Source organism: Ideonella aquatica (assembly GCF_018069755.1).
In the GTDB taxonomy this organism is placed as follows: domain Bacteria; phylum Pseudomonadota; class Gammaproteobacteria; order Burkholderiales; family Burkholderiaceae_C; genus Ideonella; species Ideonella aquatica.
On sequence record NZ_JAGQDE010000022.1, the window covers coordinates 39,989 to 63,863 of the forward strand.

At 71.2% G+C, this 23,875-nt stretch carries 22 protein-coding genes; 9 read left to right on the forward strand and 13 right to left on the reverse strand.

What is annotated here, in order from left to right:
• Positions 1–15: 15 nt before the first annotated feature.
• Positions 16–1,254, reverse strand: a complete 1,239-nt coding sequence (locus KAK06_RS19280; protein ID WP_247652984.1) for an ABC transporter substrate-binding protein — start codon at positions 1,252–1,254, stop codon at positions 16–18.
• A gap of 315 nt (positions 1,255–1,569) precedes the next feature.
• On the opposite strand from KAK06_RS19280, the gene KAK06_RS19285 reads away from it, so the two are divergent.
• Both KAK06_RS19285 and KAK06_RS19290 read left to right on the forward strand, forming a co-directional pair.
• Positions 1,570–1,920, forward strand: a complete 351-nt coding sequence (locus KAK06_RS19285; RefSeq protein ID WP_210803778.1) for an iron chaperone — start codon at positions 1,570–1,572, stop codon at positions 1,918–1,920.
• A gap of 9 nt (positions 1,921–1,929) precedes the next feature.
• Complete coding sequence (locus tag KAK06_RS19290) at positions 1,930–2,550, forward strand: LysE family translocator (protein ID WP_210803779.1); 621 nt, start codon at positions 1,930–1,932, stop codon at positions 2,548–2,550.
• On the opposite strand, the gene KAK06_RS19295 is transcribed toward KAK06_RS19290, so the two are convergent.
• The 6 genes from KAK06_RS19295 to KAK06_RS19320 form a co-directional block, all read right to left on the reverse strand.
• Positions 2,551–3,105 carry an SRPBCC family protein gene (locus tag KAK06_RS19295; protein WP_210803780.1) on the reverse strand — a complete coding sequence of 185 codons (555 nt, stop codon included), beginning with the start codon at positions 3,103–3,105 and terminating at the stop codon, positions 2,551–2,553.
• Between the two features lie 25 nt (positions 3,106–3,130).
• Positions 3,131–4,336, reverse strand: coding sequence for a vWA domain-containing protein (locus KAK06_RS19300; RefSeq protein ID WP_210803781.1), 1,206 nt, complete (start codon positions 4,334–4,336; stop codon positions 3,131–3,133).
• A gap of 88 nt (positions 4,337–4,424) precedes the next feature.
• On the reverse strand, positions 4,425–5,345 hold the full coding sequence (locus KAK06_RS19305) for an AAA family ATPase (RefSeq protein WP_210803782.1): 921 nt from the start codon (positions 5,343–5,345) through the stop codon (positions 4,425–4,427).
• A 70-nt stretch (positions 5,346–5,415) separates the two neighbouring features.
• A complete protein-coding gene (locus tag KAK06_RS19310; protein WP_210803783.1) occupies positions 5,416–6,201 on the reverse strand; it encodes an FAD binding domain-containing protein in 786 nt (261 codons plus the stop codon).
• Between the two features lie 24 nt (positions 6,202–6,225).
• On the reverse strand, positions 6,226–8,577 hold the full coding sequence (locus tag KAK06_RS19315) for a xanthine dehydrogenase family protein molybdopterin-binding subunit (protein WP_210803784.1): 2,352 nt from the start codon (positions 8,575–8,577) through the stop codon (positions 6,226–6,228).
• Positions 8,578–8,595: 18 nt separating this feature from the next.
• On the reverse strand, positions 8,596–9,060 hold the full coding sequence (locus tag KAK06_RS19320; RefSeq protein ID WP_210803785.1) for a (2Fe-2S)-binding protein: 465 nt from the start codon (positions 9,058–9,060) through the stop codon (positions 8,596–8,598).
• 251 nt (positions 9,061–9,311) lie between these two features.
• Here KAK06_RS19320 and KAK06_RS19325 point away from each other — a divergent pair, with 251 nt between their 5' ends.
• The 4 genes from KAK06_RS19325 to KAK06_RS19340 all read left to right on the forward strand — a co-directional run bounded on the left by KAK06_RS19325 (position 9,312) and on the right by KAK06_RS19340 (position 14,380).
• Positions 9,312–10,313, forward strand: coding sequence for an XdhC family protein (locus KAK06_RS19325; RefSeq protein WP_210803786.1), 1,002 nt, complete (start codon positions 9,312–9,314; stop codon positions 10,311–10,313).
• A 169-nt stretch (positions 10,314–10,482) separates the two neighbouring features.
• Positions 10,483–12,591 (forward strand): TonB-dependent receptor family protein, encoded by a 2,109-nt coding sequence (locus KAK06_RS19330; protein WP_210803787.1) that lies wholly within the window; start codon positions 10,483–10,485, stop codon positions 12,589–12,591.
• 2 nt (positions 12,592–12,593) lie between these two features.
• On the forward strand, positions 12,594–13,388 hold the full coding sequence (locus KAK06_RS19335; protein ID WP_210803788.1) for a quinoprotein dehydrogenase-associated SoxYZ-like carrier: 795 nt from the start codon (positions 12,594–12,596) through the stop codon (positions 13,386–13,388).
• Complete coding sequence (locus tag KAK06_RS19340; protein WP_210803789.1) at positions 13,385–14,380, forward strand: quinoprotein relay system zinc metallohydrolase 1; 996 nt, start codon at positions 13,385–13,387, stop codon at positions 14,378–14,380. The genes KAK06_RS19335 and KAK06_RS19340 overlap by 4 nt, the downstream gene beginning before the upstream one ends.
• Before the next feature lie 6 nt (positions 14,381–14,386).
• On the opposite strand, the gene KAK06_RS19345 is transcribed toward KAK06_RS19340, so the two are convergent.
• Positions 14,387–15,520, reverse strand: coding sequence for a substrate-binding domain-containing protein (locus tag KAK06_RS19345; RefSeq protein WP_210803790.1), 1,134 nt, complete (start codon positions 15,518–15,520; stop codon positions 14,387–14,389).
• A 79-nt stretch (positions 15,521–15,599) separates the two neighbouring features.
• Here KAK06_RS19345 and KAK06_RS19350 point away from each other — a divergent pair, with 79 nt between their 5' ends.
• Together KAK06_RS19350 and KAK06_RS19355 are read left to right on the forward strand one after the other, a co-directional pair.
• On the forward strand, positions 15,600–16,991 hold the full coding sequence (locus tag KAK06_RS19350; RefSeq protein ID WP_210803791.1) for an AAA family ATPase: 1,392 nt from the start codon (positions 15,600–15,602) through the stop codon (positions 16,989–16,991).
• On the forward strand, positions 16,988–18,475 hold the full coding sequence (locus KAK06_RS19355) for a VWA domain-containing protein (RefSeq protein ID WP_210803792.1): 1,488 nt from the start codon (positions 16,988–16,990) through the stop codon (positions 18,473–18,475). Before KAK06_RS19350 ends, KAK06_RS19355 begins: the two co-directional genes overlap by 4 nt.
• Before the next feature lie 13 nt (positions 18,476–18,488).
• Here the strand turns inward: KAK06_RS19355 and KAK06_RS19360 are convergent, their stop codons facing one another.
• The 5 genes from KAK06_RS19360 to KAK06_RS19380 form a co-directional block, all read right to left on the reverse strand.
• On the reverse strand, positions 18,489–18,794 hold the full coding sequence (locus KAK06_RS19360; RefSeq protein ID WP_210803793.1) for a hypothetical protein: 306 nt from the start codon (positions 18,792–18,794) through the stop codon (positions 18,489–18,491).
• Between the two features lie 7 nt (positions 18,795–18,801).
• Positions 18,802–19,056 carry a sulfur carrier protein ThiS gene (thiS, locus tag KAK06_RS19365; protein WP_210803794.1) on the reverse strand — a complete coding sequence of 85 codons (255 nt, stop codon included), beginning with the start codon at positions 19,054–19,056 and terminating at the stop codon, positions 18,802–18,804.
• 55 nt (positions 19,057–19,111) lie between these two features.
• Positions 19,112–20,482 carry an NAD(P)/FAD-dependent oxidoreductase gene (locus tag KAK06_RS19370; RefSeq protein ID WP_210803795.1) on the reverse strand — a complete coding sequence of 457 codons (1,371 nt, stop codon included), beginning with the start codon at positions 20,480–20,482 and terminating at the stop codon, positions 19,112–19,114.
• A 67-nt stretch (positions 20,483–20,549) separates the two neighbouring features.
• Positions 20,550–22,397 (reverse strand): aldehyde ferredoxin oxidoreductase family protein, encoded by a 1,848-nt coding sequence (locus KAK06_RS19375; RefSeq protein WP_210803796.1) that lies wholly within the window; start codon positions 22,395–22,397, stop codon positions 20,550–20,552.
• 25 nt (positions 22,398–22,422) lie between these two features.
• Positions 22,423–22,899 (reverse strand): 4Fe-4S dicluster domain-containing protein, encoded by a 477-nt coding sequence (locus tag KAK06_RS19380; protein WP_210803797.1) that lies wholly within the window; start codon positions 22,897–22,899, stop codon positions 22,423–22,425.
• A gap of 215 nt (positions 22,900–23,114) precedes the next feature.
• Here KAK06_RS19380 and imuA point away from each other — a divergent pair.
• Positions 23,115–23,875 (forward strand): translesion DNA synthesis-associated protein ImuA (imuA, locus tag KAK06_RS19385; protein WP_310741125.1); only part of this gene is annotated, 761 nt, incomplete at its 3' end.

Here is a 23,875-nt window from a genome sequence, read left to right on the forward strand (position 1 = left end):
CGTTGCAGGACCGCGTCACTGCGCCGGCTTGTGCCACTTGGCCAGCCCGGTCTGGATGCGGGTGGCGGCGTCCTTGGGTGCGAGCTTGCCGTTCAGCACCTGCGCGCCGACGTTCCAGAGTTCGTTCTCCATCGGCGGCGTGCCGCGGTTGAGCACCTGGCTGTTCAGGCGGATGGTGGAGCCGCACTGGGTGCGCCAGTCCATCATCTGCTTGGCCACCGGGTCGCGCACCGCGATCAGGTGGTTGGACAGCGAGAAGAAGCCGGTGACCTTGTTGGTGTACAGATCGGCAAACTCCTGCGAACCCAGCCAGGTGATGAACTTCTGCGCGTCCTCCTTGTTCTTCGACTTGCGGTTGATGCCCATGCCGATGTCGGTATGGTCGGAGATGAAGCACTTGTCGCCGGCCTTGCGCACCGGCGGCGGGAAGGCGCCGAACTCCACACCCTGCTGGTTGAAGTAGGCGATGTCCCAGGAGCCCGCCGGGTAGACCGCGGCGCGGCCCAGCGCGAACAGGTTCTGGCTGTCGCCATAGGTCTGCGCGCTGGCGCCCTTGGGCAGGTAGGCGCCCAGACGCGACATCAGCTCGAACACGCCTTCAAACGCCGGGTCGGTGAACTTGGCCTGGCCGGCGATCAGCGCCTTGCGGCCGGCCTCGCCCTGCCAGTAGTTCGGGCCCAGGTTGGTGAAGACGATCTGGTTGGCCTCCCACTGGTCGGCCGTGCCCAGTGCCAGCGGGGCGATGCCGCCGGCCTTCTTGACCGCCTCCAGCAGCGCGAACAGCTCGGCCTCGGTCTTGGGCGGCTGCAGCGCGAGCTTGCGGAAGATGGCCTTGTTGTAGAAGAAGCCGTGGATCACCGAAGCCATCGGCATGCAGTAGCTGTCCTTGCCGTCATCGGTCTGCCAGGCCACCTTGGCGCTGGCGGGGAAGTGCTCCATGCCGGGGCGGCCGTCGAGCTTCTCGAGGTGGCCCTTTTTGTACAGCGCCAGCGACACGTCAAACGGCCGGCAGGCGATCAGGTCGCCGGCGGTGCCGCCGGTCAGGCGGGCCGACAGGCTGGAGTCGTACTCGGTGGGTGCGGTGGGGGCGAACTTCACTTCCACGCCCGGGTGCTTGCGCTGGAAGGCGGGGATCAGCGTGCTCTCCCACAGCGCCTTGTCGTCGACGCGCCAGCTCTCGATCGTCAGCGTGCCGGCCTGGGCCGGGGCGAGCAGGGTGGCCGCCAGCAAGGTGGCCAGAAAGGGCGTGCGCATCAACAGGGTCTCCATCGGTCGGACGCGTGGCAACCGCGTCTTCGGTGGCGCAGGCTAGCATCGCCTGGCCGCACCGGCATGGGCAGCCACCCGGGGCCGCGGCGGGGTTGGTGGGCTGGCGCTTACGCTTCTTAACGCAGGCCCGGGTCTGACCCGGGCCTGGCTGGGCGGCGGGCCTCGGCCCGCGCCCCAGGGCTTACAAAAAATAGCCATCGGCGCGGCGCCTGCGCGTTGCGCCGGCCCGACAGGGCGCTGCGCCGTCGATCGGCGCCGGCCTGCTTCGTCGTGCACCATGGACCCCGGAGGCAGACCGTGATGGACGAAGGCGCAGCGGCCGTGCAGGCCTGGATCGAGGACTGGCCCGATGCGGCCGTGCGCCAGCGCCTGCGCGACATCCGTGCGCTGCTGCAGCGCTGCGTGCCCGATGGCCAGGAGCGGCTGAGCTACCGCATGCCCACCATGTTTCGCGGCGGCGTGGTGCTGCACTACGCCGCCTTCCAGCAGCACATCGGCCTGTACCCGCCGGTGCGGGACGCGGCGCTGCGCGCGCGGCTGGCGCCCTGGGCGGGCCCGAAGGGCAACCTGCAGTTGCGCCATGACCAGCCGCTGCCGATGGACCTGATCGAGGCGGTGGTGCGGGCGCGGCTGGCTGAACAGCGACGTTAGCATGCGCTCATGCTGACCTCACTCGCCACCATCGCCGTGCTGCACTGGGCCGTGCTGCTGGTGCCCGGCTTCAACTTCGTGCTGATCGGCCAACTGGCCGCCGGCGGCAGCCGCGACCGCGCGCTGGCCGCCGTGGGGGGCATGACGCTGGGCACGCTGTGCTGGGCGCTGCTGGCGGTGCTGGGGGTGGGCGTGGTGTTCGCCGCGCACCCGGCGCTGCGCCTGGGGGTGCAGGTGGCGGGCGGCCTGTACCTGCTGCAACTGGCCTGGAAGCTGTGGCGCGCCGGGGCGCCACAGGCGGCGGCTGATGCCAGCGGGCTGTCGCGCGTGGCGGCCTTTCGGGTGGGCTTTACCACCTCGATGCTGAACCCGAAGATCGCGCTGTTCTACGGCAGCGTGTTCGCCACCGCGATGCCGCTGAATCCGTCGGTGCTGCTGTCTGCGGCGGCGGTGGCGCTGGTCTTCGGCAACTCGGTGCTGTGGCACGGCGGCCTGGCCTGGGCGCTGTCGCAGCGCGCGGTGCAGAAGGCCTGGCTGCGCCATGCGCGGGCGTTCAACCGCGGCTCGGGGCTGGTGGTGGGCACCTATGGCGCGCGCCTGCTGTGGCAGGGGTGGCGCGACGGCGCCTGATCAGCCGCCGAACAGGCGCTTCAGCCAGGCCAGCAGGCCGCCGAACAGGCCGCCGCCGCTGGCGGGGGCCTGGGCGGGGGCGGCGACCTCCGTGGTGGCGGGCGGCGGATACTTGGCTTCCAGTGCGGCGTTGAAATTGGCGAAGAAGTCCGCCGCCATCTTCTGCGCCGCCATGTCCACCAGGCGCGAGCCCAGCTGCGCGATCTTGCCGCCCACGGTGGCGTGGGCGGTGTAGTGCAGCATTGTCTGGTGGGCGCCGGTGGGCTCGAGCGTCACCGTGGCGTGGCCCTTGCCATGGCCGGCGGCACCGCCCTGGCCCTCGAAGTGGATGCCGTAGCCGCTGGGCGCCTGCTTGTCCTCGATGCGCAGCTTGCCCTTGAACTTGGCCTTGACCGGGCCGATGGCGGCGGTGATGGCCACGTCGTAGTGATCGGGCTCGGTGGGCGTGATGCTTTCGCAGCCGGGGATGGCGGCCTGCAGCATGGCGATGTCGTTCAGTGCCTCCCAGGCGATGGCCTGCGATACGGGCAGGGCTTGCTGGCTGGTCATGTCCATCGGGTGGGTCCTTTCGTTCTGGTGTTCAAAGGGCGGGTACGGGGCCGGCACGGCCGGCGAGCACCTCGGCCAGCGCCTGCAGGCTGGCCAGGTTGTGGACGGGCAGGAAGCGGTGCACATGCGGCCGCATCGCCTGGATGCCGGCGGCGCGGGCCTCGAAGGCGTCATAGCGCAGCAGCGGGTTCAGCCAGACGAGCTGGCGGCAGCTCTTGGCCAGGCGCTCGGTCTCGAAGCCGAGTGCGGCGGTGTCGCCGTGCTCCAGGCCGTCGGTGATCAGCAGCACCGTGGAGCGACTCGACAGCACGCGCCGCGCCCAGTGGCGGTTGAAGCTGTGCAGGCTGGCCGAGAGCCGCGTGCCGCCCGACCAGTCCACCACCTGGCGCGCCACGCTGCCCACGGCGATGTCGGGGTCGCGCTGGCGCAGCGCGCGGGTGATGGGGGTGAGCCGGGTGCCGAAGACGAAGCTGTGTACGCGCAGGTCGGCGTGGCTCAGCGCATGGGTGAAGTGCAACAGCATGCGCGAGTAGTTGCTCATCGAGCCCGAGATGTCCGCCAGCACCACCAGCGGCGCGGGCCGGCGGCGCGGCTGGCGGTGGCGCATGACCCAGGTGTCGCCGCCCAGGCGGGCCATCGCGGCCAGGCTGGCGCGCCAGTCAGGCGTGCCGCGTGCGGCAGGCTGCTGGCGCCGCGTGGGCAGTGGCTCGAAGAAAGTGGCCAGGCGCTGCAGCAGTTGGCGGGCCTGCTGCCACTCGTCCTTGGTCATGGTGTCGAAGTCCTTCTGCCGCAGCACCTCGCGCTCGGAGAAGGTCAGGGTGGCCTGGACATCGATGCGCTCGCGTGGCGGTTCGGTCGAGGGCCGCTCGGGCATGTTCGGGAACAGCGCGCCGGCCAGGCGCCGGTTCTCGGGCGGCGCGTCGGCGGCCCTCTCGTGGGTCTGGACCTTGGGCAGCAGCAGCGCGCGCATGCGGCCTTCCAGGTCGGGGTCCTTCCAGAAGATGTGGAAAGCCTGGTCGAACAGCGTGCGGTGCTCGGCGCGGTCGATGAAGCAGGCGGCCAGCGCGGCGTGGAAGTCGCGCTTGCTTTCCAGTCCGCCGTGGCGCAGCGCCGTCAGCGCCAGCTGCACCCGGTCAGTGCCCACCGGCAGGCCGGCGTGGCGCAGCACGCGCGCGAAGTGCAGCACGTTCTCGGCCAGGTGGCCGGGCAGTGATTCAACCCGGGGCGCCAGCAGCATGGGTGTCAGGCGCCGCAGCCGGCGCAGAGCCGCCTCAAGGCGGCTGCCAGCCCCCTCGGGGGGCAGGAGCGAAGCGACGTGGGGGCTGTCATGACACGGCGCCGCGCATGGCGTCACGGACCTCATTGAGGAGGCGCGCCGCTTCGGAGCCCGCCACTTTGGCGATGTCATCCTGGTACTTCAGCAGCACGCCCAGCGTGTGGCTGATCAGCTCGGGGTCCAGCACCATCGCGTCCAGCGCCAGCAGCGCGCGGGTCCACTCGATGGTCTCGGCCACGCCGGGCAGCTTGTACAGGTCGAGCTGGCGCAGGCGGTGGATGAAGGCGACGATCTCCTGCGCCAGCGCACGGCCGGCGCCGGGCACGCGGCGCTCCAGGATGGCCAGCTCGCGCGGCAGATCGGGGAAATCCACCCAGTGGTACAGGCAGCGGCGCTTGACGGCGTCGTGCACCTCGCGCGTGCGGTTGCTGGTGAGCACGACAATGGGCGGCTCCGCCGCCTTGATCGTGCCCAGCTCGGGGATGGTGATCTGGAAGTCGGACAGCACCTCCAGCAGGAAGGCCTCGAAGGGTTCATCCGCGCGGTCGAGCTCGTCGATCAGCAGCACCGGCGGCACCGGCTGCGTCGGGTCGATCGCCTGCAGCAGCGCACGTCCGATCAGGAATCGCTGGCTGAAGAGTTCGCTGGCCAACTGCTGGCGGTCGGCAGTGCTGCCCTCCTGCAAGCGGATCTCCAGCATCTGGCGGGCGTAGTTCCACTCGTAGGCGGCGCCGGCCAGGTCCAGCCCCTCGTAGCACTGCAGCCGGATCAGCGGGCGGCCCAGCATCGCGGCCAGCGTGCGGGCGATCTCGGTCTTGCCGGTGCCGGGCTCGCCCTCCAGGAACAGCGGGCGCTGCAGCTTCAGCGCCAGGTAGACGGTGGTGGCCAGTTCGCGGCTGGGCACGTAGTCAAGTGCAGTGAGGCGGGCGACGGTGTCGTCGATGCTGGTGGGCAGGTCGGTCGAGGCCATGGGATGCGCTGCGGATGGAAGAGAAACGCCGCACGGCGTGCGGCGTTTCGGTGGGGCGATGCGCCGACGCTTAGCTGGCGGCTACCGCGCGGCCGGCCAGCACCGGGATCAGTGCGGCGCGGTACTCGGCCGAGCCATGCAGGTCGCTGGACAGGCCGTCGGCGCTGACCTTCACGCCCTGCGCGGCGGCGGCACTCCAACTGCCGCTCAGGGCCTGCTCGATGCCGCTGGCGCGGAAGACGCCGGCACCGGCGCCGGTCACCGCCACGCGCACGCCTTGCGGGCCCTGGCTGACGAAAACGCCAACGATCGAGAAGCGCGAGGCCGGCTGCTTGAACTTCTGCCAGCCGGCCTTGGCCGGCACCGGGAAGCTGACCGAGACGATCATCTCGTTCTCTTCCAGCGCCGTGGTGTACAGGCCCTGGAAGAAGTCGTCGGCGGCGATGCTGCGGCGATCGGTCTTGATGGTGGCGCCCAGGCCCAGCACGGCGGCCGGGTAGCAGGCGGCCGGGTCGTTGTTGGCCAGGCTGCCGCCGATCGTGCCGCGGTTGCGCACCTGGCGGTCACCGATGTTGCCGGCCAGGTCGGCCAGCGCCGGGATGGCCTGGCGCACGGCGGCGGATGCGGCGACCTCGGCATGGGTGGTCATCGCGCCGATGGTGACGGTGCCACCGCTGACGGTGATGCCCTTGAGCTCGGCGATAGCGCCCAGGTCGACCAGGCCCGAGGGCGCGGCCAGGCCTTGCTTCATCGCGGCCAGCAGCGACTGGCCACCGGCCAGGAACTTGGCGTCGCCGCCGGCGGCGCCGACGGCGGCGGCCACCGAGGCCGGGTTCTGGTAGGCGAATGCTTGCATGAGTGTCTCCTGTGCTCGGTGGGATCAGGCCTGGCCGTTGGCGGCCTTCCAGACGGTGAAGGGCGTGGCCGGCATCGGCACGTCCTTCACGCCCAGCGCGTTGCAGATGGCGTTGATCACCGCGGGCGGCGAGCCGATCGCGCCGGCTTCGCCGCAGCCCTTCACGCCCAGCGGGTTGTGGGTGCAGGGCGTGCCCTTGGCGGTTTCCACCGTGAAGTGGCACAGGTCGTCGGCGCGCGGCATCGCGTAGTCCATGTAGCTGCCGGTCAGCAGCTGGCCGGTTTCCTCGTCATAGACGGCGTGCTCCAGCAGTGCCTGGCCGATGCCCTGCGCCAGACCGCCGTGCACCTGGCCCTCGACGATCATCGGGTTGACCACGTTGCCGAAGTCATCCACCGCGGTGAAGCGGTCCAGCCGCACCACGCCGGTGGCGGGGTCGACCTCCAGTTCGCAGATGTAGCTGCCGGCCGGGTAGGTGAAGTTGCTGGGGTCGTAGAAGGCGTTCTCGTTGAGGCCGGGTTCCAGCTTGTCGTGCGGGAAGTTGTGCGGCACGTAGGCGGTCAGCGCGACCGCCGCGAATGGCACGCTCTTGTCGGTGCCCGCCACCTTGAAGACGCCGTTCTCGAAGGCGACGTCGGTGTCGGCGGCCTCCATCAGGTGGGCGGCGATCTTCTTGCCCTTGGCGATGACCTTGTCCAGCGCCTTGACCATGGCGGTGCCACCCACGGCCAGCGAGCGGCTGCCGTAGGTGCCCATGCCGAACAGCACCTTGCCGGTGTCACCGTGCTCGATGGACACGTCCTCCAGCGGGATGCCCAGCTTGTCGGCCACGACCTGCGCGAAGGTGGTCTCATGGCCCTGGCCGTGGCTGTGGGCGCCGGTGAAGATGGTGACCTTGCCGGTGGGATGCACACGCACCTCGCCGGCCTCGAACAGGCCGGCCCGGGCGCCCAGCGCGCCCGCCACGCTGGACGGCGCGATGCCGCAGGCCTCGATGTAGGCCGAGTAGCCCAGGCCACGCTTGAGGCCCTTGGCCTCGGAAGCGGCCTTGCGCGCCGGGAAGCCGGCCACGTCAGCCAGCTCGATCGCACGGGTCAGCGTGGCGTTGTAGTCGCCGGTGTCGTAGGTCAGGCCGACCGGGGTGGCGTAGGGGAACTCGGTGATGAAGTTGCGGCGGCGGATCTCGGCCGGATCAATGCCCATCTCGTGAGCCGCGGTCTCGACGATGCGCTCGAGCAGGTAGGTGGCCTCGGGGCGGCCGGCGCCGCGGTAGGCGTCTACCGGGCTGGTGTTGGTGAAGACCGAGGTCACCTCGCACCAGATCTTGGGCGTCTTGTACTGGCCGGCCAGCAGCGTGGCGTGCAGGATGGTGGGAATCGACGAGGCGAACGTGGACAGGTAGGCGCCCATGTTGGCCGTGGTAGTGGCGCGCAGGGCCAGGAAGTGGCCGTCCTTGTCCAGCGCCAGCTCGGCCAGGCTGTCATGGTCGCGGCCGTGGGCGTCGGAGAGAAAGGCCTCGCCACGCTCGCTGGTCCACTTGATCGGCCGGTTCAGCAGCTTGCTGGCAAAGACCAGTGCGGTCTCTTCGCCGTAGAGGAAGATCTTGCTGCCGAAGCCACCGCCCACGTCGGGCGCCACCACGCGCATCTTGTGCTCGGGGATGCCCAGCACGAACGCGCACATCAGCAGGCGCTCGACGTGCGGGTTCTGGTTGGCCACATAGAGCGTGTAGTTGTCGTCGGCGCGGCTGTAGCTGGCGTTGGCGCAGCGCGGCTCCATGGCGTTGGGCGCCAGCCGGTTGTTCCTGAACTTCAGCGTGGTGATGTGGGCGGCGCCCTTGAACGCGGCCTCGACGCCATCCTTGTCGCCAATGCCCCAGTGGTAGCAGAGGTTGCCCGGCGCGTCGTCGTGCACGTTGGCCGGGGCGCTGGTGGCGCCCGCGGGGTTGATGACCGGTGGCAGCTCGTCGTAGTCCACCTCGATCAGCTGGGCGGCAGCCTTGGCCTGCTCCAGCGTCTCGGCCACCACCAGCGCCACGCGGTCACCCACGTAGCGCACCTTGCCGTCGGCCAGCACCGGGTGCTTGGGCTCCTTCATCGGGCTGCCGTCCAGGCTGTTGATCAGCCAGCCGCAGGGCAGGCCGCCCACCGCCTTGAAGTGATCGCCGGTGAGGATGCCCACCACGCCGGGCGCCGCCGCTGCGGCGCTGGTGTCGAGCGACTTGATCCGGGCGTGCGCATAGGGGCTGCGCAGGAAGTAGCCGAAGGTCTGGCCGGGCAGGGTGATGTCGTCGGTGTACTGGCCGCGGCCGGTCAGGAAGCGGGTGTCCTCACGGCGGACGACCGACTTGCCGATGAATCCTTGGGGTGCGTTCATGGGTCGTGCCTCCTGCGCTCAGCCCTGGGCGGCCGCGCTGCGCACGGCCTTGACGATGTTCTGGTAGCCGGTGCAGCGGCAGATGTTGCCTTCCAGGCCGGCGCGCACCGATTCGTCGGAGGCCGCCCCATGGTGCTTCACCAGGTCGACCGCGCTCATCACCATGCCGGGGGTGCAGAAGCCGCACTGCAGGCCATGGCACTGGTTGAACGCCACCTGCATCGGGTGCAGCGTGCCGTCGGCGGCGGCCAGGCCCTCGATGGTCATGACATCGGCGCCGTGGGCCTGTACGGCCAGCATGTTGCAGCTCTTTACCGCGCGGCCGTTGAGGTGCACGGTGCAGGCGCCGCACTGGGCGGTGTCGCAACCGACGTGGGTGCCGGTCAGGCGCAGTGTCTCGCGGATGAATTCGACGAGCAGGGTCTGCGGCTCGACGTCCTTCGTGACGCTCTGGCCGTTGACCTTCAACGTGATCGTGGTCATGCCTTGTCTCCTGGCGGTTGGATGGCGTGCGGGTTCAGCCCCGCGACCGCGACGATGCTAGGCAGGGCGCCGGTCCTTGGCTTGTCCCGGAAACACTTATGAAATCGCGTGCATGGGTGACAGTGCATGGGTGGGTTTGCGCGCTATGCAGGGATCTGCATAAGGGAAAGACGCGCGCCTGCCCGACCGTGCCCAGGGGCCTAATGCGGCCTGAGGCTGCAGGGGCAGCGGACCCGGATCAGAATCGAGCGATGGACAACGTGGATCTGCAGGTGCTGCGCCAGGTCGTGACCTGGCGCGAGGCCGGCCATGCGGTGGTGATGGGCACGATCACCCGCACCTGGGGCTCGGCGCCGCGGCCGGTGGGCGCGGTGGTGGCGGTGCGTGATGACGGCCAGATCGCCGGCTCGGTGTCGGGCGGCTGCATCGAGGACGACCTGATCGCCCGCATGCGCGAGAAGGCGCTGGTGGCCGATGCGCCGCAGGTGGTGCGCTACGGTGTGTCGGGCGACGAGGCCGCGCGCTTCGGCCTGCCCTGCGGCGGCACGCTGGAGCTGGTGCTGGAGCCGCTGGCGGCGCACAGCCTGGTCGAGGACCTGCTGCAGCGCCTGGCCAGCGGCCAACGCGTGCGGCGCACGCTGGACATGCACAGCGGCGCGGTCACGCTGGCCCCGGCCGAGGGTGCCGATACCGTGTTGCTGGACGAGACCACGCTGGTCTCCACCCACGGCCCGCACTGGCGCCTGATGGTGATCGGCGCCGGCCAGATGACGGTCTACCTGGCGCAGATGGCGCAGGCGCTGGACTACCAGGTCACGGTCTGCGATCCGCGCGAGGAGTACCTGCCCGAGCTGCCCGGCGTGCAGCGCACCCGCGAGATGCCCGACGACGCGGTGATCGCGATGAAGCCCGATGCCCACACCGCGGTGATCGCCCTGACCCACGACCCCAAGCTGGACGATTTGGCGCTGATGGAGGCGCTCAAGAGCCCCTGCTTCTACGTCGGTGCGATCGGCTCGCGCGTCAACCAGGCCAAGCGCAAGCAGCGCCTGGCCGAGCACTTCGGCATGACCGAGGCCGAGCTGGCGCGGCTGCACGGCCCGGTGGGCATCAAGAACGGCGCGCGCACGCCCCCCGAGATCGCGGTGTCCATCCTGGCCGAGCTGACGGCCATCCGCTACGGCTGGGCGATTCCCGAGCCCCGCTTCGTGGGCGGCGCGGCGACCAGCGTCACGGCCGGCTGCGTGGTGTAGTTCCCACACCTGGGGCAAGCCCTGATCCGGGGCGGCGCCAGCGCGCGCGCTGGGCAGTGTCACGTCCTGGCGCAGCGCTCGGGGTTTTCGCGAGCTTTGCGGGCGCGCGCCGTCCGGGTCTGATGCGGATCAGATCGCGGCCGAGTCGGCTGCTGCTCAATCGCGCCCCATGATTCGACACCACTGTTCCCTGCTCCGCCCTGTCGCGCTGGCCGCGCTGGCCGCTTGTCTTCCGTCCGTCCAGGCCCAGGACGCCGCCGCCACCCAGGTGGTGGTCAGCGGCAGCGCCGCGCCGCGCGCCGCCGACCTGGTGCCCTTCGCGATCGGCGTGGTCGACCGCGACACGATCAGCGCCGCCGGCCCGGGCATCAACCTCAGCGAGGCCATCGGCCGCGTGCCCGGCGTCGTCGTCAACAACCGCAGCAACTACGCCCAGGACCTGCAGATCAGCGCCCGCGGCTTTGGCGCGCGGGCCGGCTTCGGCGTGCGTGGCATCCGCCTGTACACCGACGGCATCCCGGCCAGCGGCCCCGACGGCCAGGGCCAGGTCTCGCAGTTCGACCTGGTCAATGCGCAGCGCATCGAGGTGCTGCGCGGGCCGTTCTCGGCGCTGTATGGCAACAGCTCGGGCGGCGTGATCTCGCTGTTCAGCGCGCCGGTCAAGGGCCCCGAGGCCGACTTCAGCGTCGACGGCGGCAGTGATGGCCTGCGTCAGGTGCGCGCCTCGGTGGGCGCCTTGACGACCGCAGGCATTGGCGTGCGCGCCTCGCTGACGCAGATGACGCTGGACGGCTTCCGGCCGCAAAGCGCCGCCAAGCGCACGCTGGGCACACTGCGCGGCGCCTGGGAAGAGGGCAACGACCGCGTCGTGCTGCAACTCAACCATCTGCGCCAGAACGCGCAGGACGCGCTGGGCCTGAACCGCGCCGACTTCGACGCCGATCCCTACCAGACCGCGCAGGTGGCGCTGGACTTCAACACCCGCAAGGAACTGGCCCAGACCCAGGTGGGCGGCAGCTGGACGCACCGCTTCGACGCCGGCGCGCTGCGCGAGGCCAGCCTGGCGGGCTACAGCGGCCAGCGCAGTGTGACGCAGTGGCAGGCCATCCCGGTGGCGGCGCAGGGCAGCCCGCGCCATGGCGGCGGCGTGGTCGACTTCGACCGCGGCTTCCATGGCGCCGAGGCCCGGCTGCGCTGGGGCTGGGACGCGCTGGACCTGGTGGTTGGTGCGGCGCTCGACAGCCAGCGCGATGACCGCCGCGGCTATGAGAACTTCATCGGCAGCACGCTGGGCGTGACCGGTCGCCTGCGGCGCGACGAGGTCGACCGCGCCGACACCCGCGATGTGTTCGCCCAGGCCGACTGGCAGCTGAGCCCCACGCTGGCGCTGAGTGCCGGCCTGCGCCACGGCAAGGTCAGCCTGTCGGCGGATGATGCCTACCTGGCCAACGGCGACGACTCCGGCGAGGTCAGCTACACCTACACCAACCCGGTGCTGGGCCTGCGCTGGCAGGCCGCGCCAGGCTGGCAGTTGCATGCCAGCGTGGCCCGGGGTGTGGAGGCGCCCACGCTGGGCGAGCTGGCCTACCGGCCCGACGGCCAGGGCGGCTTCAACACCGCGCTGAAGGCCCAGACCAGCCGCCAGGCCGAGCTGGGTGCGCGCTGGCGCGCCCAGGCCTGGCAGCTCGATGCCACGCTGTTCCACACCCAGGTCGACGACGAACTGAGCACCGCCACCAACAGCGGCGGCCGCTCCAGCTTCCAGAACGTGGGCCGCACCCGCCGCCAGGGCGCCGAGCTGTCGGCCGCCTGGCGCCCGGCCAGCGGCTGGCGCGCGGCCACCGCGCTGACCTGGCTGGACGCCACCTACCTGGATGCCTTCAAGACCTGCGCTGGCACGCCCTGTACCGCGCCCACCGCCGATGTGGCGGCTGGCAACCGCGTGGCCGGTGCGCCGCGCAGCACCGGCTTTGCCGAAGTGGCCTGGCGCGATGCGCGCTGGGGCGAATTCGGCCTGGAAGCGCGCGGCTCCGGCAGCGTGGCGGTGAACGACCGCAACACCGACTTTGCCGGCGGCTACGGCGTGCTGGCGCTGCGCTGGCGCAAGGCCTACACGCTGCCCGACGGCACCCGCGCCGAGTTGCTGGCGCGCGTTGACAACCTGGCTGATCGGGTCTACGCCGGCAGCGTGATCGTCAACGACGGCAACGGCCGCTTCTTCGAGCCGGGCGCACCGCGCAGCGTGCTGCTGGGCCTGCGCCTGGGACTGGGGCGCTGACCATGCTGCTGCGTCGCGACTGCCTGCGCTGGCTCGGGGCGGCCGCCGCGCTGGCCGGCGGCCTCGGCGCGCGCGCCGATGAGTTCGAGGGCGACCCCTACCGCTCGCACGTCTGGATCGACATGCGCCGCGAGTACCTGGGCGGCGGGCGGGTGGTCTATGACCAGCGGGTGCAGGTGCAGGCCCCGGCCTTCGCCGAAGACCCGATGAACGTGCCGGTGAGCGTGCGTGTCGATCCGGCGCTGGGCCCGATCGAGCAGATTGTGGTGCTGGTCGACCGCAACCCGATCAAGCGGGTGGTGGCCTTCCAGCCGATGCTGGCGCTGCCCAGCCTGTCGCTGCGCTTCAAGCTGGAGCAGGCTTCGCCGATCCGCGCCGCCGCGCGCACCGCCGATGGCGTGTGGCACGTTGGCGGCACCGAGATCGACTCGGCCGGCGGTGGTTGCACGGTCAGCGGTGACAGCCGCAAGGACGGAAGCTGGTCGCGCACGTTGGGTGAGCTCAGCGGCCGCGTCTTTGCGCTGCAGAGCGAAGGCCCCTCCAGCCCGGCGGCGCGCTTGCGCCTGCGCGTGATGCACCCGATGGACACCGGCCTGGTGGGCGGTGTGCCGGCCTTCTTCGTCAACCGCCTGTCGGTGCAGGACGGGCAGGGGCGCGAGCTGGCCCGGCTGCAGGCCTTTGAGCCGGTCAGCGAGAACCCGGTGTTCAGCCTGGATTTCCGCAGCCCGCCCGCGGGTGGCGTACGCATCGTGGGCGCCGACAACAACGGCAACCGCATCGACGGACGGCTCGAATGAAGTGGCCCGGTCTCCAGACGCCCCTGGGCGCGCTGCTGTTGGCCTGTGCGCTGGTGGCGCTGGCAGCGCTGCCCTCGTGCGTGCAGGCCGCGCCCGACGTGGGCACGCAGGACTACCGACTGCAGGCGCGCGCGCTGGCGCCCGGCGTGTGGGTGGTCGAAGGCGCGAACGACGACTTCAGCGTGGCCAATGGCTGCAACATCATCAACACCGGCTTCATCGCCACCGGTGCGGGGGTGGTGGTCATCAACACCGGCCCGAGCCGGCTGTATGGCCAGCAACTGCGCGCCCTGATCGCCCGCACCACGCCCGAGCCGGTGGTGCAGGTGCTGCAGCTCAACCTGCACCCCGACTACTTCCTGGGCGACCAGGCCTTTGCCGACGTGCCACGGCGCGCCACCGCCACCACGCGGGCCGGCGTGGCGCGCGAAGCGGCCGCCTACGAAACCAACCTCTACCGCCTGTGCGGCGACTGGATGAAGGGCACCGAGACCCTGGCGCCCGACACCGACCTGGTGGTGCCGCCCGAGGGCCTGCGCTGGCGCATCGGCTCGCGCGAGCTGGAGTTGCGCGAGTGGCGCGGCCACACCGATTCCGACCTGGTGCTGTTCGACCGCGCCAGCGGCGTGGCCTTCGTCGGCGGCCTGGTCTTTGCCGACCGCATTCCCACCACGCCGCACGCCCGCATCCCCGACTGGCTGGCCAGCCTGGACGCGCTGCAGACCCAGGGCCTGCGCACCGTGGTCCCCAGCCATGGGCCGGTGCACGAGGGCACGCGCGGCCTGGCACAGACGCGGCGCTACCTGCAGTGGCTGGACGGCCACTTTCGCCGCGCCGCGCAGCAGGGCTGGGAGATGAACGACCTGCTGCGCGCGCCCGTGCCCGACGAATTCCGCGCTTGGGCCGCGTTCCGCACCGAGTACGTGCGCAACGTGGCCCACCTGTATCCGCGCTACGAGCGCGAGGCGCTGGCCGCCGCGTCCCGGCGCTGACCGGGCCTACTCGGCAGCGTGGCGGGCCTCGTGCGCTTCCTTGCGGGTGCGGAAATGCCACCAGGGCAGGGCCCGGGTCAGCGACAGCACCTCGCCCGGCGTGTTCAGCGCATAGCCCGGCAGCGCCGAGACGGCGTTGTGCATCGGCGTGCCTGCCAGGGCCTCGCACAACTGCTGCACCGCCGGATGTTCCAGCGCATCCTTCAGGCAGACCAGGAAGTAGTCTTCCTCGACCAGGGGCACCAGGTCCAGGCCGAACTGCTCGGCCGCCGCGGCAATGCCCACGCCGACGTCGCCCAGGCCGCTGGCGATGGCCGCGGCCACGGCCAGGTGGCTGTCTTCCACCGCGTCGTGGTAGCGCGGCACGAAGCTGCTGGACAGGCCTTGCTGGGCCAGCAGGTGATCGGTCAGCAGCCGGGTGCCCGAGCCTTCCTGGCGGTTGATGAAGCGCACCGAGCCGCTGGCCAGGTCCGCCAGGCCGCGCAGGCGCAGCGGGTTGCCGCGCGCCACCATCAGGCCCTGGGTGCGCCGGGTGCAGCCGATCAGCTTGTGCACGCCGGGCTTGAGCAGCGGCTTGAGCGCCTCGGCGAACAGGTTGCGTGCGTCCTCCAGCGGCGGGACGTGGAAGCCCGCCACGGTGCAGCGGCCCTCGGACAGCGCGCGCAGCGCGTCCATGCTGCCGGCAAAGCGCAGGTCGATGTGCAGGCGGTGGTGCTCGGCGGCCACCTCGCGCAGCGCCGGCAGCGCCAGGTCATGGCTGGCGTAGATGGTGAGCACCTGGTGGCTGCCATCCAGCGCCTCGGCCAGCACGCGCTCCAGCTCGGAGCGCAGGGCCTCGATGTGCGGTGTCATGCGTGTGCGGGCGCGCGCCTCGGCCCACAGCAGGCGCTCGGCAAAGGGTGTCAGCCGGGCCGGCTGGCCCTTGGCCCACAGCACCAGCGGCTCGCCGATCACCTGCTCCCACTGCTTGAGCGCGCCCCAGACGTGGCGGTAAGAGGCGCCGGTGGCCGTGGCCGCGTGCTGGATCGAGCCGTGCTGACGCAGCGCCGAGAGCAGGTCGAACAGCGGGTTCTGGATGTCCGCGCCGCGCTGGCCGTCCGACTGGAAGCTGTATTGAAGGTGAACGCCGCGGGATTTCATGAGGGCTCCAGCTTGAACGATAACCGATGCCCGCTGGCGGCGCCTTGCCGCACCCTTCAGCCCCACCGAGAATCACCCCATGTCCTTGCCCACCCCTGAACACCTGCGCGCCTGGCTGGTGGCGCTGGAGAGCGGCCTGCTGGAGCGCAGCCTGGCCGTGCGCGCGGCGCTGCTGGCCGCCCTGGCGGGCGAGCATGTGCTGCTTCTGGGCCCCCCCGGCACCGCCAAGAGCGAACTGGCGCGCCGCCTGCACCGCGCCTTCGACGGCGCGCGCTATTTCGAACGCCTGCTGACGCGCTTCTCTACCCCCGAGGAGCTGTTCGGCCCGCTGTCGCTGAAGGCGCTGGAGGACGACCGCTATGAACGCCTGGTCGATGGCTTTCTGCCCACCGCCGGCATTGCCTTCCTCGATGAGGTGTTCAAGGCCAACTCGGCCATCCTCAACGCGCTGCTGACCCTGCTCAACGAGCGCGAGTTCGACAATGGCAGCGGCCGCCTGCGCACGCCGCTGCTCAGCGTGGTCGCGGCCAGCAACGAAGGCCCGGCCGACGAGGCGCTGCGCGCCTTTCATGACCGCTTCCTGCTGCGCGTGCCGGTGACACCGGTGGGGGACGATCACTTTGCTGCGCTGCTGCGCCTGGACGGCGCCGAGCCGCGCTGGCCGCTGCCGATCAGCCCCGACGAGCGCACCGCGGTGAGCGCGGCCGCCGCCCAGGTGTCGCTGGGCGACGAGGCGGTGCAGGCGCTGGCCGCGCTGCGCGCCTGGCTGGCGGCGCAGGGCCGCTCGCTGAGCGACCGCCGCTGGCGCCAATGGGTGGGCCTGCTGCGCGTGGCCGCGGCCACCGAGGGCCGCCGCCAGATCGACGGTCTGGACCTGTGGACCGCGCCGCTGGTGGCCGCCGACGAGCCGGCGCAGGCCGCCGCGCTGGCGCAGTGGTTCCAGGCCGACTGGCTGCAGGCGGTGCCGCAGGAAGCGCCCTGGCTGACCCGCGCGGTCGAGGCCTTCGAGCGCCAGCTCGACCTGGAGATGAGCGCGCGCCAGGACGCCGAGGCCGATGACGCCGCGGGCAAGCTGGCGCTGGCGCGCCAGATCGGGATGGGGCAGGGCGACGAGGGCGACGGCATGCTGCGCATCGTCTCGCAGCAGTTGGAGCAGCAGCTGCGTCGCCGTTACAGCCCGGTGCACGTGGCCGCACGGGTGGCCCAGGCGGATGAGCTGCTGGCGCAGTTGCAGGCGCAGCGCGCTCAGGCCGCCGCCACCGCCGACGCATTGGCCGCCCGCCTGCAGGGCCGCCTGTGGTGGCCACCGGCGCTGGCGCTGCAGGTGGTGGACGCCCACCGCCACACCGAGGCCGTGCTGGCCGCCTTGCACGCGCGGCTGGCGCTGGTGCGGGAGGGTTTTGCCACGCTGCCGCTGGACGAGTCGCTCGACGAGGCGGCCCCGCCACCCGTGCAACTGGAGCCCGCGTGACCAGCGCCGGGCCGATCGATCGGCCCTATGACGCGCTGGCCGGGCTGCCCCGCGGCCTGTGGTTGGGCAGCCTGGTCAATGCCACCGGTGAACGCACTGCCCGCCTGCGTGACGCCGGGCGCTGGCTGCAGGCACTGACCGCTGGCGATCTGCCGCCCGCCGATGCCGATTTCGGCGATGCCGCGGCGGCGGCCGCGCTGCGCCAGGTCGTGGGCGAGCTGAAGCTGCCGGCCATGGGCCGCGGCGTGCCCTCGCTGGCCGAGCAGGTGCTGCGCGCGGTGCTGTGGCACCTGGACCGCATCGCCGACCACCAACCGCGCCTGACGCGGGACGAGGCCATCGCCGAGGTGGCCGCCGAATTCAGCGCGGCCTGGCAGTTCGAGACGCAGGGCCTGGAGGAATCGCTGGCCCTGCTGCAGGGCCTGGGCGACCTGGCGCAGCTGCGCTGGGACGAGCTGCGCGGCCAGCTCAGCGGCCGGCCCTGGCAGGCCGCGCGGCGGGCCGCCGACTGGCTGCAGCAGCTGCCCGAGCTGGCCGCGCTGATCCGCCGCCTGGGCCGTGCCGAACGCAGCGCGCAGCCGCTGCTCCAGGCCGCGCCGCCCGAGCCCGGCGACCAGGCGCCGGTGCCGCTGCGTCCGGTCGAGACCCGCCTGCCCGATGCGCCGGGCGAACTTACTGGCATCCATTTCACCGGCCGTCCCGAGCGCATGCTGGCCAGCGAGGCGGTGATGCTGCGCCACCCGGTGCTGCGCCGTCTCTGGCGCGCCCGCCATGCCGAGTCGCGCCTGCTGGGCTGGGACAGCGAAGCGGTGCTGATGGACTGGCGCCCCGACCCCGCCGGCCGCCCCCAGGCCAGCACGTCGCCGCGGCGCGACGAGGCGCTGGAGCGCGGGCCGATCGTGCTGTGCCTGGACACCTCGGGCTCGATGCGCGGTGCGCCCGAGAACGTCGCCAAGGCCGTGGTCATCGCGGCCTTGCGCGCCGCGCACGAGGCCGGGCGGGGCTGCTGCCTGATCGCCTTTGGCGGCCCGGGCGAGCTGGTGGAGCGCGAGCTGGGCACCGGTACGCAGGGCCTGCGCGCGGTGCTGGACCTGATGGGCCAGGGCTTCGATGGCGGTACCGATGTGCAGACGCCGATCGAGCGGGCCATCGAGCGGGTCCATGAGGCGCGCTGGCGCAGCGCCGATGTGCTGGTGGTCAGCGACGGCGAGTTCGGTTGCGTCCCGGCCACGCTGGCGCGCCTGGACCAGGCCCGCGCTGAGCTGGGCCTGCGGGTGCAGGGCGTGCTGGTGGGCGACCGCGAGACGCTGGGTCTGCTGGAGGTTTGCGACGACATCCACTGGGTGCGCGACTGGCGCCGCTACGCCGATGCCGCCGAGGGGGGCGATGGCCGCGGCTACTCGCCGGTGCACAGCAAGAGCCTGACGGCGCTGTACTTTCCGAACGCGCTGTCGGCGCGGGCCGCGAAGCACGCGCCGCGCTGAGCCGCTCATCGGCTCAGCCGCCGCCCTTCTGCATGAACAGGTCGAAGCGCTTCATGAAGCGCTGGCGGGCCTCGGCGCTGATCCCGTCGAAGCGGTAGCGCACGTGCATCTGCGGCAGCTGGATCAGCGCGATGCGCCGGGGCGGCAGCACCTGCCAGTCGATCTGCAGCGTGCCGCCATCGATCGGCACACGGGCCTGATGGACGCCGAGCTGCAACGCGTGGGGCTCGGCCGCGCCGGGCAGCTGGGCCAGCCATTCAGCCTCGGTGCAGCCGTGCTCGCGCTCGAAGTGTTCGGTGTAGGTGGCCGGATCGAACACGGGTGCGTCACCCGCCGGCGATAGGCGGCCAGATCGCCAGCACATCGCCTTCAACCAGCGCCAGCGTGGCGCGGTCTTCGGGGGCCACGTAGCGGCCATTGACCAGCACCAGGTGCACCAGCTTCATCGGCAGACCGAAAGGCTCGATGACCTGGGCGATGGTGGCGGCGTCCGCCACGTTCAGGCGCACCTCGTTGCCCGGCGGGCGGTCGAGCGGCAGGTACTGGGCCAGGCTGGCGTAGAGCTTGAAGGTGATCTGCATGTCGGGCGACAGTGTCGTGCAAGGCGCAAGGCCTTGCACGACCGGGTCCTCTGCCTCAGGCCTTCACATGGGCCTGTTCGCCCTGCGCCTGGGCGCAGGCCAAGTAGGCTTCCATCAGCAGCGTGGGTTCCTTCAGCAGGCGTTCGCGCCAGTCACCCAGCTTGACCTGGCCCTCGACCAGGCCGCGCATCACGCCGACGTGCTCGGTCCAGCCGATGGCGTTGCAGCCGATCAGCTTTTCGTCGTCGAACTGCAGGCTCAGGTGGCGGCCGGCGGCCTCGTCGGTCTGCTCGACATGCGCGCCACCGTCCACACCGTCCCACTTGCCGAAGCTGGCCGAGATCATGCCCAGCGTGTCGAGCACGTTGATCTGGGTGACGCCCTTGAGCTCGGTGGTGCGGCCGACCATGTTGAGCGCGGCCACGCGGGCCTGCTCGGCGGCGTTGGGCTGGATCGCGCTGACGATGGTGCGGCCGGTGACCTTGTCGAAGGCCTCGGCGCAGTCGCCGGCGGCGTAGATGCCCGGCACATTGGTCTGCAGATGCTCATCGGTCAGCACGCCCTGCAGGCAGGTGATGCCGCTGTCCTGCAGGAAACCGATGTTCGGGCGCACGCCGGTGGCGCTGATGACCAGGTCGGCCTCCAGCACTTGGCCGGTGGACAGCTTCACGCGCATCGGTGCGCCCGCCGCCGCTGCGGGGGCCGGCGCGGGCGCGCTGCCCAGGCCGAAGGCGTTGGCGATCTTCCCCAGCAGGCCGGGCTCGGCGGCCGGTGCGGCCGCCGCAGCGCCAGGGCGCTCGATCGCCTCGACCCGGGCGCCGGTGAAGACCTTCACGCCCTTGCGCTCGACCCATTCCTTGATCATGCGGCCGGCGGTGGGGCCCATCATGCGCGGCACCATGCGGTCGCCCATCTCCACCACGGTGAGCTGCACGCCGCGCGTGGCCAGCGCTTCCATGATGATGCAGCCGATGAAGCCCGCACCCAGCTGCAGCACGCGCGCACCCGGCTTGGCGCTGGCCATGATGGCGCGCGCGTCGGCCAGGGTCCAGCAGCTGTGCACGCCGGGGCCGTCGATGCCCGGGATGGGCGCGGTGGCGGGCGAGGAGCCGGTGGCGATCAGCAGGCGGTCGAAGGACTCGCGGCTGCCGTCGGCCAGCACCACGGCCTTGCCGGCGACATCCACCTGGGCGGCCTGGCCACGCTTGAGCGTGATGCCCAGCTGCGCGAAGTGGCCGGTGGTGTGGCGCAGGTGCGTGCCTTCTTCGCCCACCTTGCCGATCAGCAGGTAGGGAATGGCCATGCGCGAGTAGGGCGCCTCGGGCTCGTCGCCGATGACGACGACGCTGTCCTGGGGGGCCTGCTTGCGCAGGGTCTCGGCGGCGATGATGCCGGCCGGGCCGGCGCCGAGGATGACGTGCTTCATGGTGCGTGCGGTGCAGGAATGAAAAGGGCGGTCACGAGAACCGCCCGGTGGATCGTGGACCGAGGACTTACAGGCCCAGGCGCGAGCGCGTTTCGGGCTTCAGCTGGCCGTTGTTGTCCCAGCCACGCAGCTCGTAGTACTTGGGCAGCATCTCGGGCAGCTTGCTGACCAGGCCCTTGGCGGGACCGGTCTTGGCCGGCTCTTCGAGCAGGCGCTTGGGCAGCGTGTCGTCCTTGGCGGTGAAGCCGGCCTGGTTGTTGAAGTCGCGCTCCATGTTCCAGATCCGCTCGCCGATCTTGGCCATGTTCTCGAGGGTGAACTCGGGACCGCAGGCAGCAGCCACCTGCGGCGCGACATCGGCCAGACCCCAGGCGAAGCTGGTGAAGATGCAGATGCCGGCGGCGTCGAACGCGGCGGTGGCGTCCTGGAAGGCGATGACCAGCTCGGGCTTGCCGTCGGCCGTCAGCGGATCGGTCTTGACGGGGATGCCCAGCACCTCGGAGGCCACGGTGTAGCTGCGCAGGTGGCAGGCGCCGCGGTTGGAGGTGGCGTAGGTCAGGCCCATGCCCTGGATGCCGCGGCCGTCATAGGCCGGGAACTCTTGGCCCTTGACGCTCATGCTCAGCTCGGGGTGGCCGTACTTCTCGCACAGGCGCTTGGAGCCCTGGCCGATCTCCTTGCCGAAGCCTTCGCCCTTGGCGGTGATCTCGGCGAAGTAGGCCAGCGCCTGGGCCGAGCCGAACTTGGCGTCGATGCCCAGTTGCTCCTGGGTCAGCACGCCCATCTGGTAGAGCTCCATCACCGCGCCGACGGTGGCGCCGAAAGTGATCGGGTCCATGCCCTGCTCGTTGCACAGCACGTTGGCGTACTGCAGCGCTTCCAGGTCGTTGACGCCGTTGGCGGCGCCCAGGGCCCAGGCGGCTTCGTACTCCAGGCCGCCCGAGGCGCCCCAGTACTGCGGCTTGTTCTCGACGGTGAAGTGGCCCTTGTCGATCTTGCTGATGCGGCCGCAGGCGATGGTGCAGCCGAAGCAGGCCTGGTTGGTCACCAGGTGCGGCTTGCCGTCGCTGGCGCGCGGGGTGGCCATGGCTTCGGCGGAGATGTCCTTCGCGCCTTCGAACTGCACGTCCTGGAAGTTGCGGGTGGGCAGCGCGCCGACCTCGTTGATGACGTTCATCAGCACCTGGGTGCCGTAGGTCGGCAGGCCCTGGCCGGTGACGGCGTTGTCGTGCAGGATCTTCTTCTTCTCGGCGGTGACCTTGAAGAACTCCTTGGCGTCGGCCAGGTTGCCCACGCCCTTGGTGCCACGCACCACCACGGCCTTGAGGTTCTTGCTGCCCATCACGGCGCCGACGCCCGAGCGGCCGGCGGCACGGTGCAGGTCGTTCACCACGGCGGCGAACAGCACCTGGTTCTCGCCGGCCAGGCCGATCGAGGAGACGCGCACCAGCGGGTCCTGGTGGGTCTTGTGGATCGTGGCCTCGGTCTCCCAGACCGACTTGCCCCACAGGTGCGAGGCGTCCTTCAGCTCGGCCACGTCGTCGACGATCGACAGGTACACCGGCTTGGGCGACTTGCCCTCAAAAATGACCATGTCCCAGCCGGCCATCTTCAGCTCGGCACCCCAGTAGCCGCCCGAGTTGGAGCAGGCGATGGCGCCGGTCAGCGGGCCCTTGGTGACGACGGTGTAGCGGCCGCCGGTGGAGGCCATGGTGCCGGTCAGCGGGCCGGTGGCCCAGATGATCTTGTTGTCAGCCGACAGCGGATCGACCTTCGGCGAGATCTCGCTGGTCAGGTACTTGGAGGCCAGGCCGCGCGAGCCCAGGTACTCCTTGGCCCAGTCCATGCGCAGCGGCTCGGAGGTGACGGCGCCGGTGGTCAGGTTGACGCGGAGGATTTTTCCAGCCCAGGACATGTGTGATGCTCCTTGTTGCCTGTGGTCAGGCCGCGGCCTGTTGGTTGCCCAGCTTGTTCGCCCAGGCCTGCATCTTGTCGATGCCGGTCCAGTTGGCGTCGACGTAGGTGATCGCGCCGGTGGGGCAGGCGTCGGCACAGGCCGGCTCGCCGCCGCACAGGTCGCACTTCTGCACCTTGCCGGTTTCCTGGACGTAGTTGACGGTGCCGAAGGGGCAGCTGATCGTGCAGACCTTGCAGCCCACGCAGGTGCTCTCGGCCACCACCTTGGCGCCGGTGGCCTTGTCCACCGTGATCGCCTCGACCGGGCAGGCGTGCAGGCACCAGGCCTCATCGCACTGGGTGCAGGTGTAGGGCACCTTGCGACCGGTCTCGTGGAAGTCGAACACGCGGATGCGCGAGCGGGCGGTGGCGAACACGCCGTAGTTCTCGTAAGAGCAGGCCATTTCGCACTGCCGGCAACCCGTGCACTTGTCCGGGTTGATGTGAAGGCTCTTCTGCATGGAGGGTCTCCGCGTCGGTCCTTGTGAAGTTCGTGAGCCGGGCACAGGCGTTCGGCGCCTGACCTCGGGCTATGCAATGATCTGCATAGCCTCTGTCAACGCCTACCCCGGGGTAACCCGAAATGCTGTGCGGGTATCTGAGGCAGGTGTGCCAGTCTGGTACGTCACGCGCCAATGCCTTGCCGGCGAGGGGGTGGATACTGTATAAATATCCAGTGGATGCGCTGGATGTTTCACCCCTGGCCGACCCGGCTGCGCTGCACCCGGCGCTCTGGCGTGCCCGCCCGGGCGGCGGCGCTGCTGCGGGCGACACCACCCCCAGCGGGTTCGCGGCCCTGGATGCCGAACTGCCCGGCGGCGGCTGGCCGCACCGCGCGCTGACCGAGCTGCTGCTGGCCGGCCCCGGCCTGGGCGAGTGGCGACTGCTGGCACCGGCGCTGGCCCGCCAGGCGGCGGCCGGCCGCTGCCTGATGCTGGTCGACCCGCCGGCCGAGCTGTCGGCCCCCGCGCTGGCCGAGCTGGGTCTGCCGCCGGCGCAGTGCATCGTTGTGCGGCCGCGCCAGGCGGCGCGGCCGGCGGCGCGCAGCGCGGTGCGCCGCCACCAGGGCACGCCGGTCGAGGTCTGCTGGGCGATGGAGCAGGCGCTGCGCAGCGGCCAGCTGGGCGCCTTGCTGGCCTGGCCCGGCGCTGCCGCGCGGCCCGAGGTGCTGCGCCGCCTGCAACTGGCCGCCCAGGCCCACGCCGGGCCGGCCTTCCTGCTGCGCGAACCCGCCGCGGCCGAACGCCCCAGCCCGGCGCCGCTGCGCCTGCTGCTGAGCTGCAGCGGCCCGGATGAACTGTCGCTGCGCCTGCTCAAGCGCCGCGGCCCGCTGCGCGAGCAGCCGCTGCGGCTGGCGCTGCCGCCGGTGCTGTCGGCGCGGGCGCGCCAGCGCGCCGACCAGCCCTGGCCCGCCCCGGCCCGCCAGCCGCAGCCGGC

Excerpts from the sequence above, each read along its gene's own strand:
- thiS (WP_210803794.1), bottom strand. The coding sequence starts at position 19,056 with ATGCAGATCACCTTCAAGCTCTACGCCAGCCTGGCCCAGTACCTGCCG.
- KAK06_RS19340 (WP_210803789.1), top strand. The coding sequence starts at position 13,385 with ATGAAGTGGCCCGGTCTCCAGACGCCCCTGGGCGCGCTGCTGTTGGCC.
- KAK06_RS19285 (WP_210803778.1), top strand. The coding sequence starts at position 1,570 with ATGGACGAAGGCGCAGCGGCCGTGCAGGCCTGGATCGAGGACTGGCCC.
- KAK06_RS19330 (WP_210803787.1), top strand. The coding sequence starts at position 10,483 with ATGATTCGACACCACTGTTCCCTGCTCCGCCCTGTCGCGCTGGCCGCG.
- KAK06_RS19325 (WP_210803786.1), top strand. The coding sequence starts at position 9,312 with ATGGACAACGTGGATCTGCAGGTGCTGCGCCAGGTCGTGACCTGGCGC.
- KAK06_RS19335 (WP_210803788.1), top strand. The coding sequence starts at position 12,594 with ATGCTGCTGCGTCGCGACTGCCTGCGCTGGCTCGGGGCGGCCGCCGCG.
- KAK06_RS19350 (WP_210803791.1), top strand. The coding sequence starts at position 15,600 with ATGTCCTTGCCCACCCCTGAACACCTGCGCGCCTGGCTGGTGGCGCTG.
- KAK06_RS19375 (WP_210803796.1), bottom strand. The coding sequence starts at position 22,397 with ATGTCCTGGGCTGGAAAAATCCTCCGCGTCAACCTGACCACCGGCGCC.
- KAK06_RS19315 (WP_210803784.1), bottom strand. The coding sequence starts at position 8,577 with ATGAACGCACCCCAAGGATTCATCGGCAAGTCGGTCGTCCGCCGTGAG.
- KAK06_RS19320 (WP_210803785.1), bottom strand. The coding sequence starts at position 9,060 with ATGACCACGATCACGTTGAAGGTCAACGGCCAGAGCGTCACGAAGGAC.
- KAK06_RS19310 (WP_210803783.1), bottom strand. The coding sequence starts at position 6,201 with ATGCAAGCATTCGCCTACCAGAACCCGGCCTCGGTGGCCGCCGCCGTC.
- KAK06_RS19290 (WP_210803779.1), top strand. The coding sequence starts at position 1,930 with ATGCTGACCTCACTCGCCACCATCGCCGTGCTGCACTGGGCCGTGCTG.
- KAK06_RS19370 (WP_210803795.1), bottom strand. The coding sequence starts at position 20,482 with ATGAAGCACGTCATCCTCGGCGCCGGCCCGGCCGGCATCATCGCCGCC.
- KAK06_RS19345 (WP_210803790.1), bottom strand. The coding sequence starts at position 15,520 with ATGAAATCCCGCGGCGTTCACCTTCAATACAGCTTCCAGTCGGACGGC.
- KAK06_RS19280 (WP_247652984.1), bottom strand. The coding sequence starts at position 1,254 with ATGCGCACGCCCTTTCTGGCCACCTTGCTGGCGGCCACCCTGCTCGCC.
- KAK06_RS19380 (WP_210803797.1), bottom strand. The coding sequence starts at position 22,899 with ATGCAGAAGAGCCTTCACATCAACCCGGACAAGTGCACGGGTTGCCGG.
- KAK06_RS19295 (WP_210803780.1), bottom strand. The coding sequence starts at position 3,105 with ATGGACATGACCAGCCAGCAAGCCCTGCCCGTATCGCAGGCCATCGCC.
- KAK06_RS19305 (WP_210803782.1), bottom strand. The coding sequence starts at position 5,345 with ATGGCCTCGACCGACCTGCCCACCAGCATCGACGACACCGTCGCCCGC.
- KAK06_RS19300 (WP_210803781.1), bottom strand. The coding sequence starts at position 4,336 with ATGCTGCTGGCGCCCCGGGTTGAATCACTGCCCGGCCACCTGGCCGAG.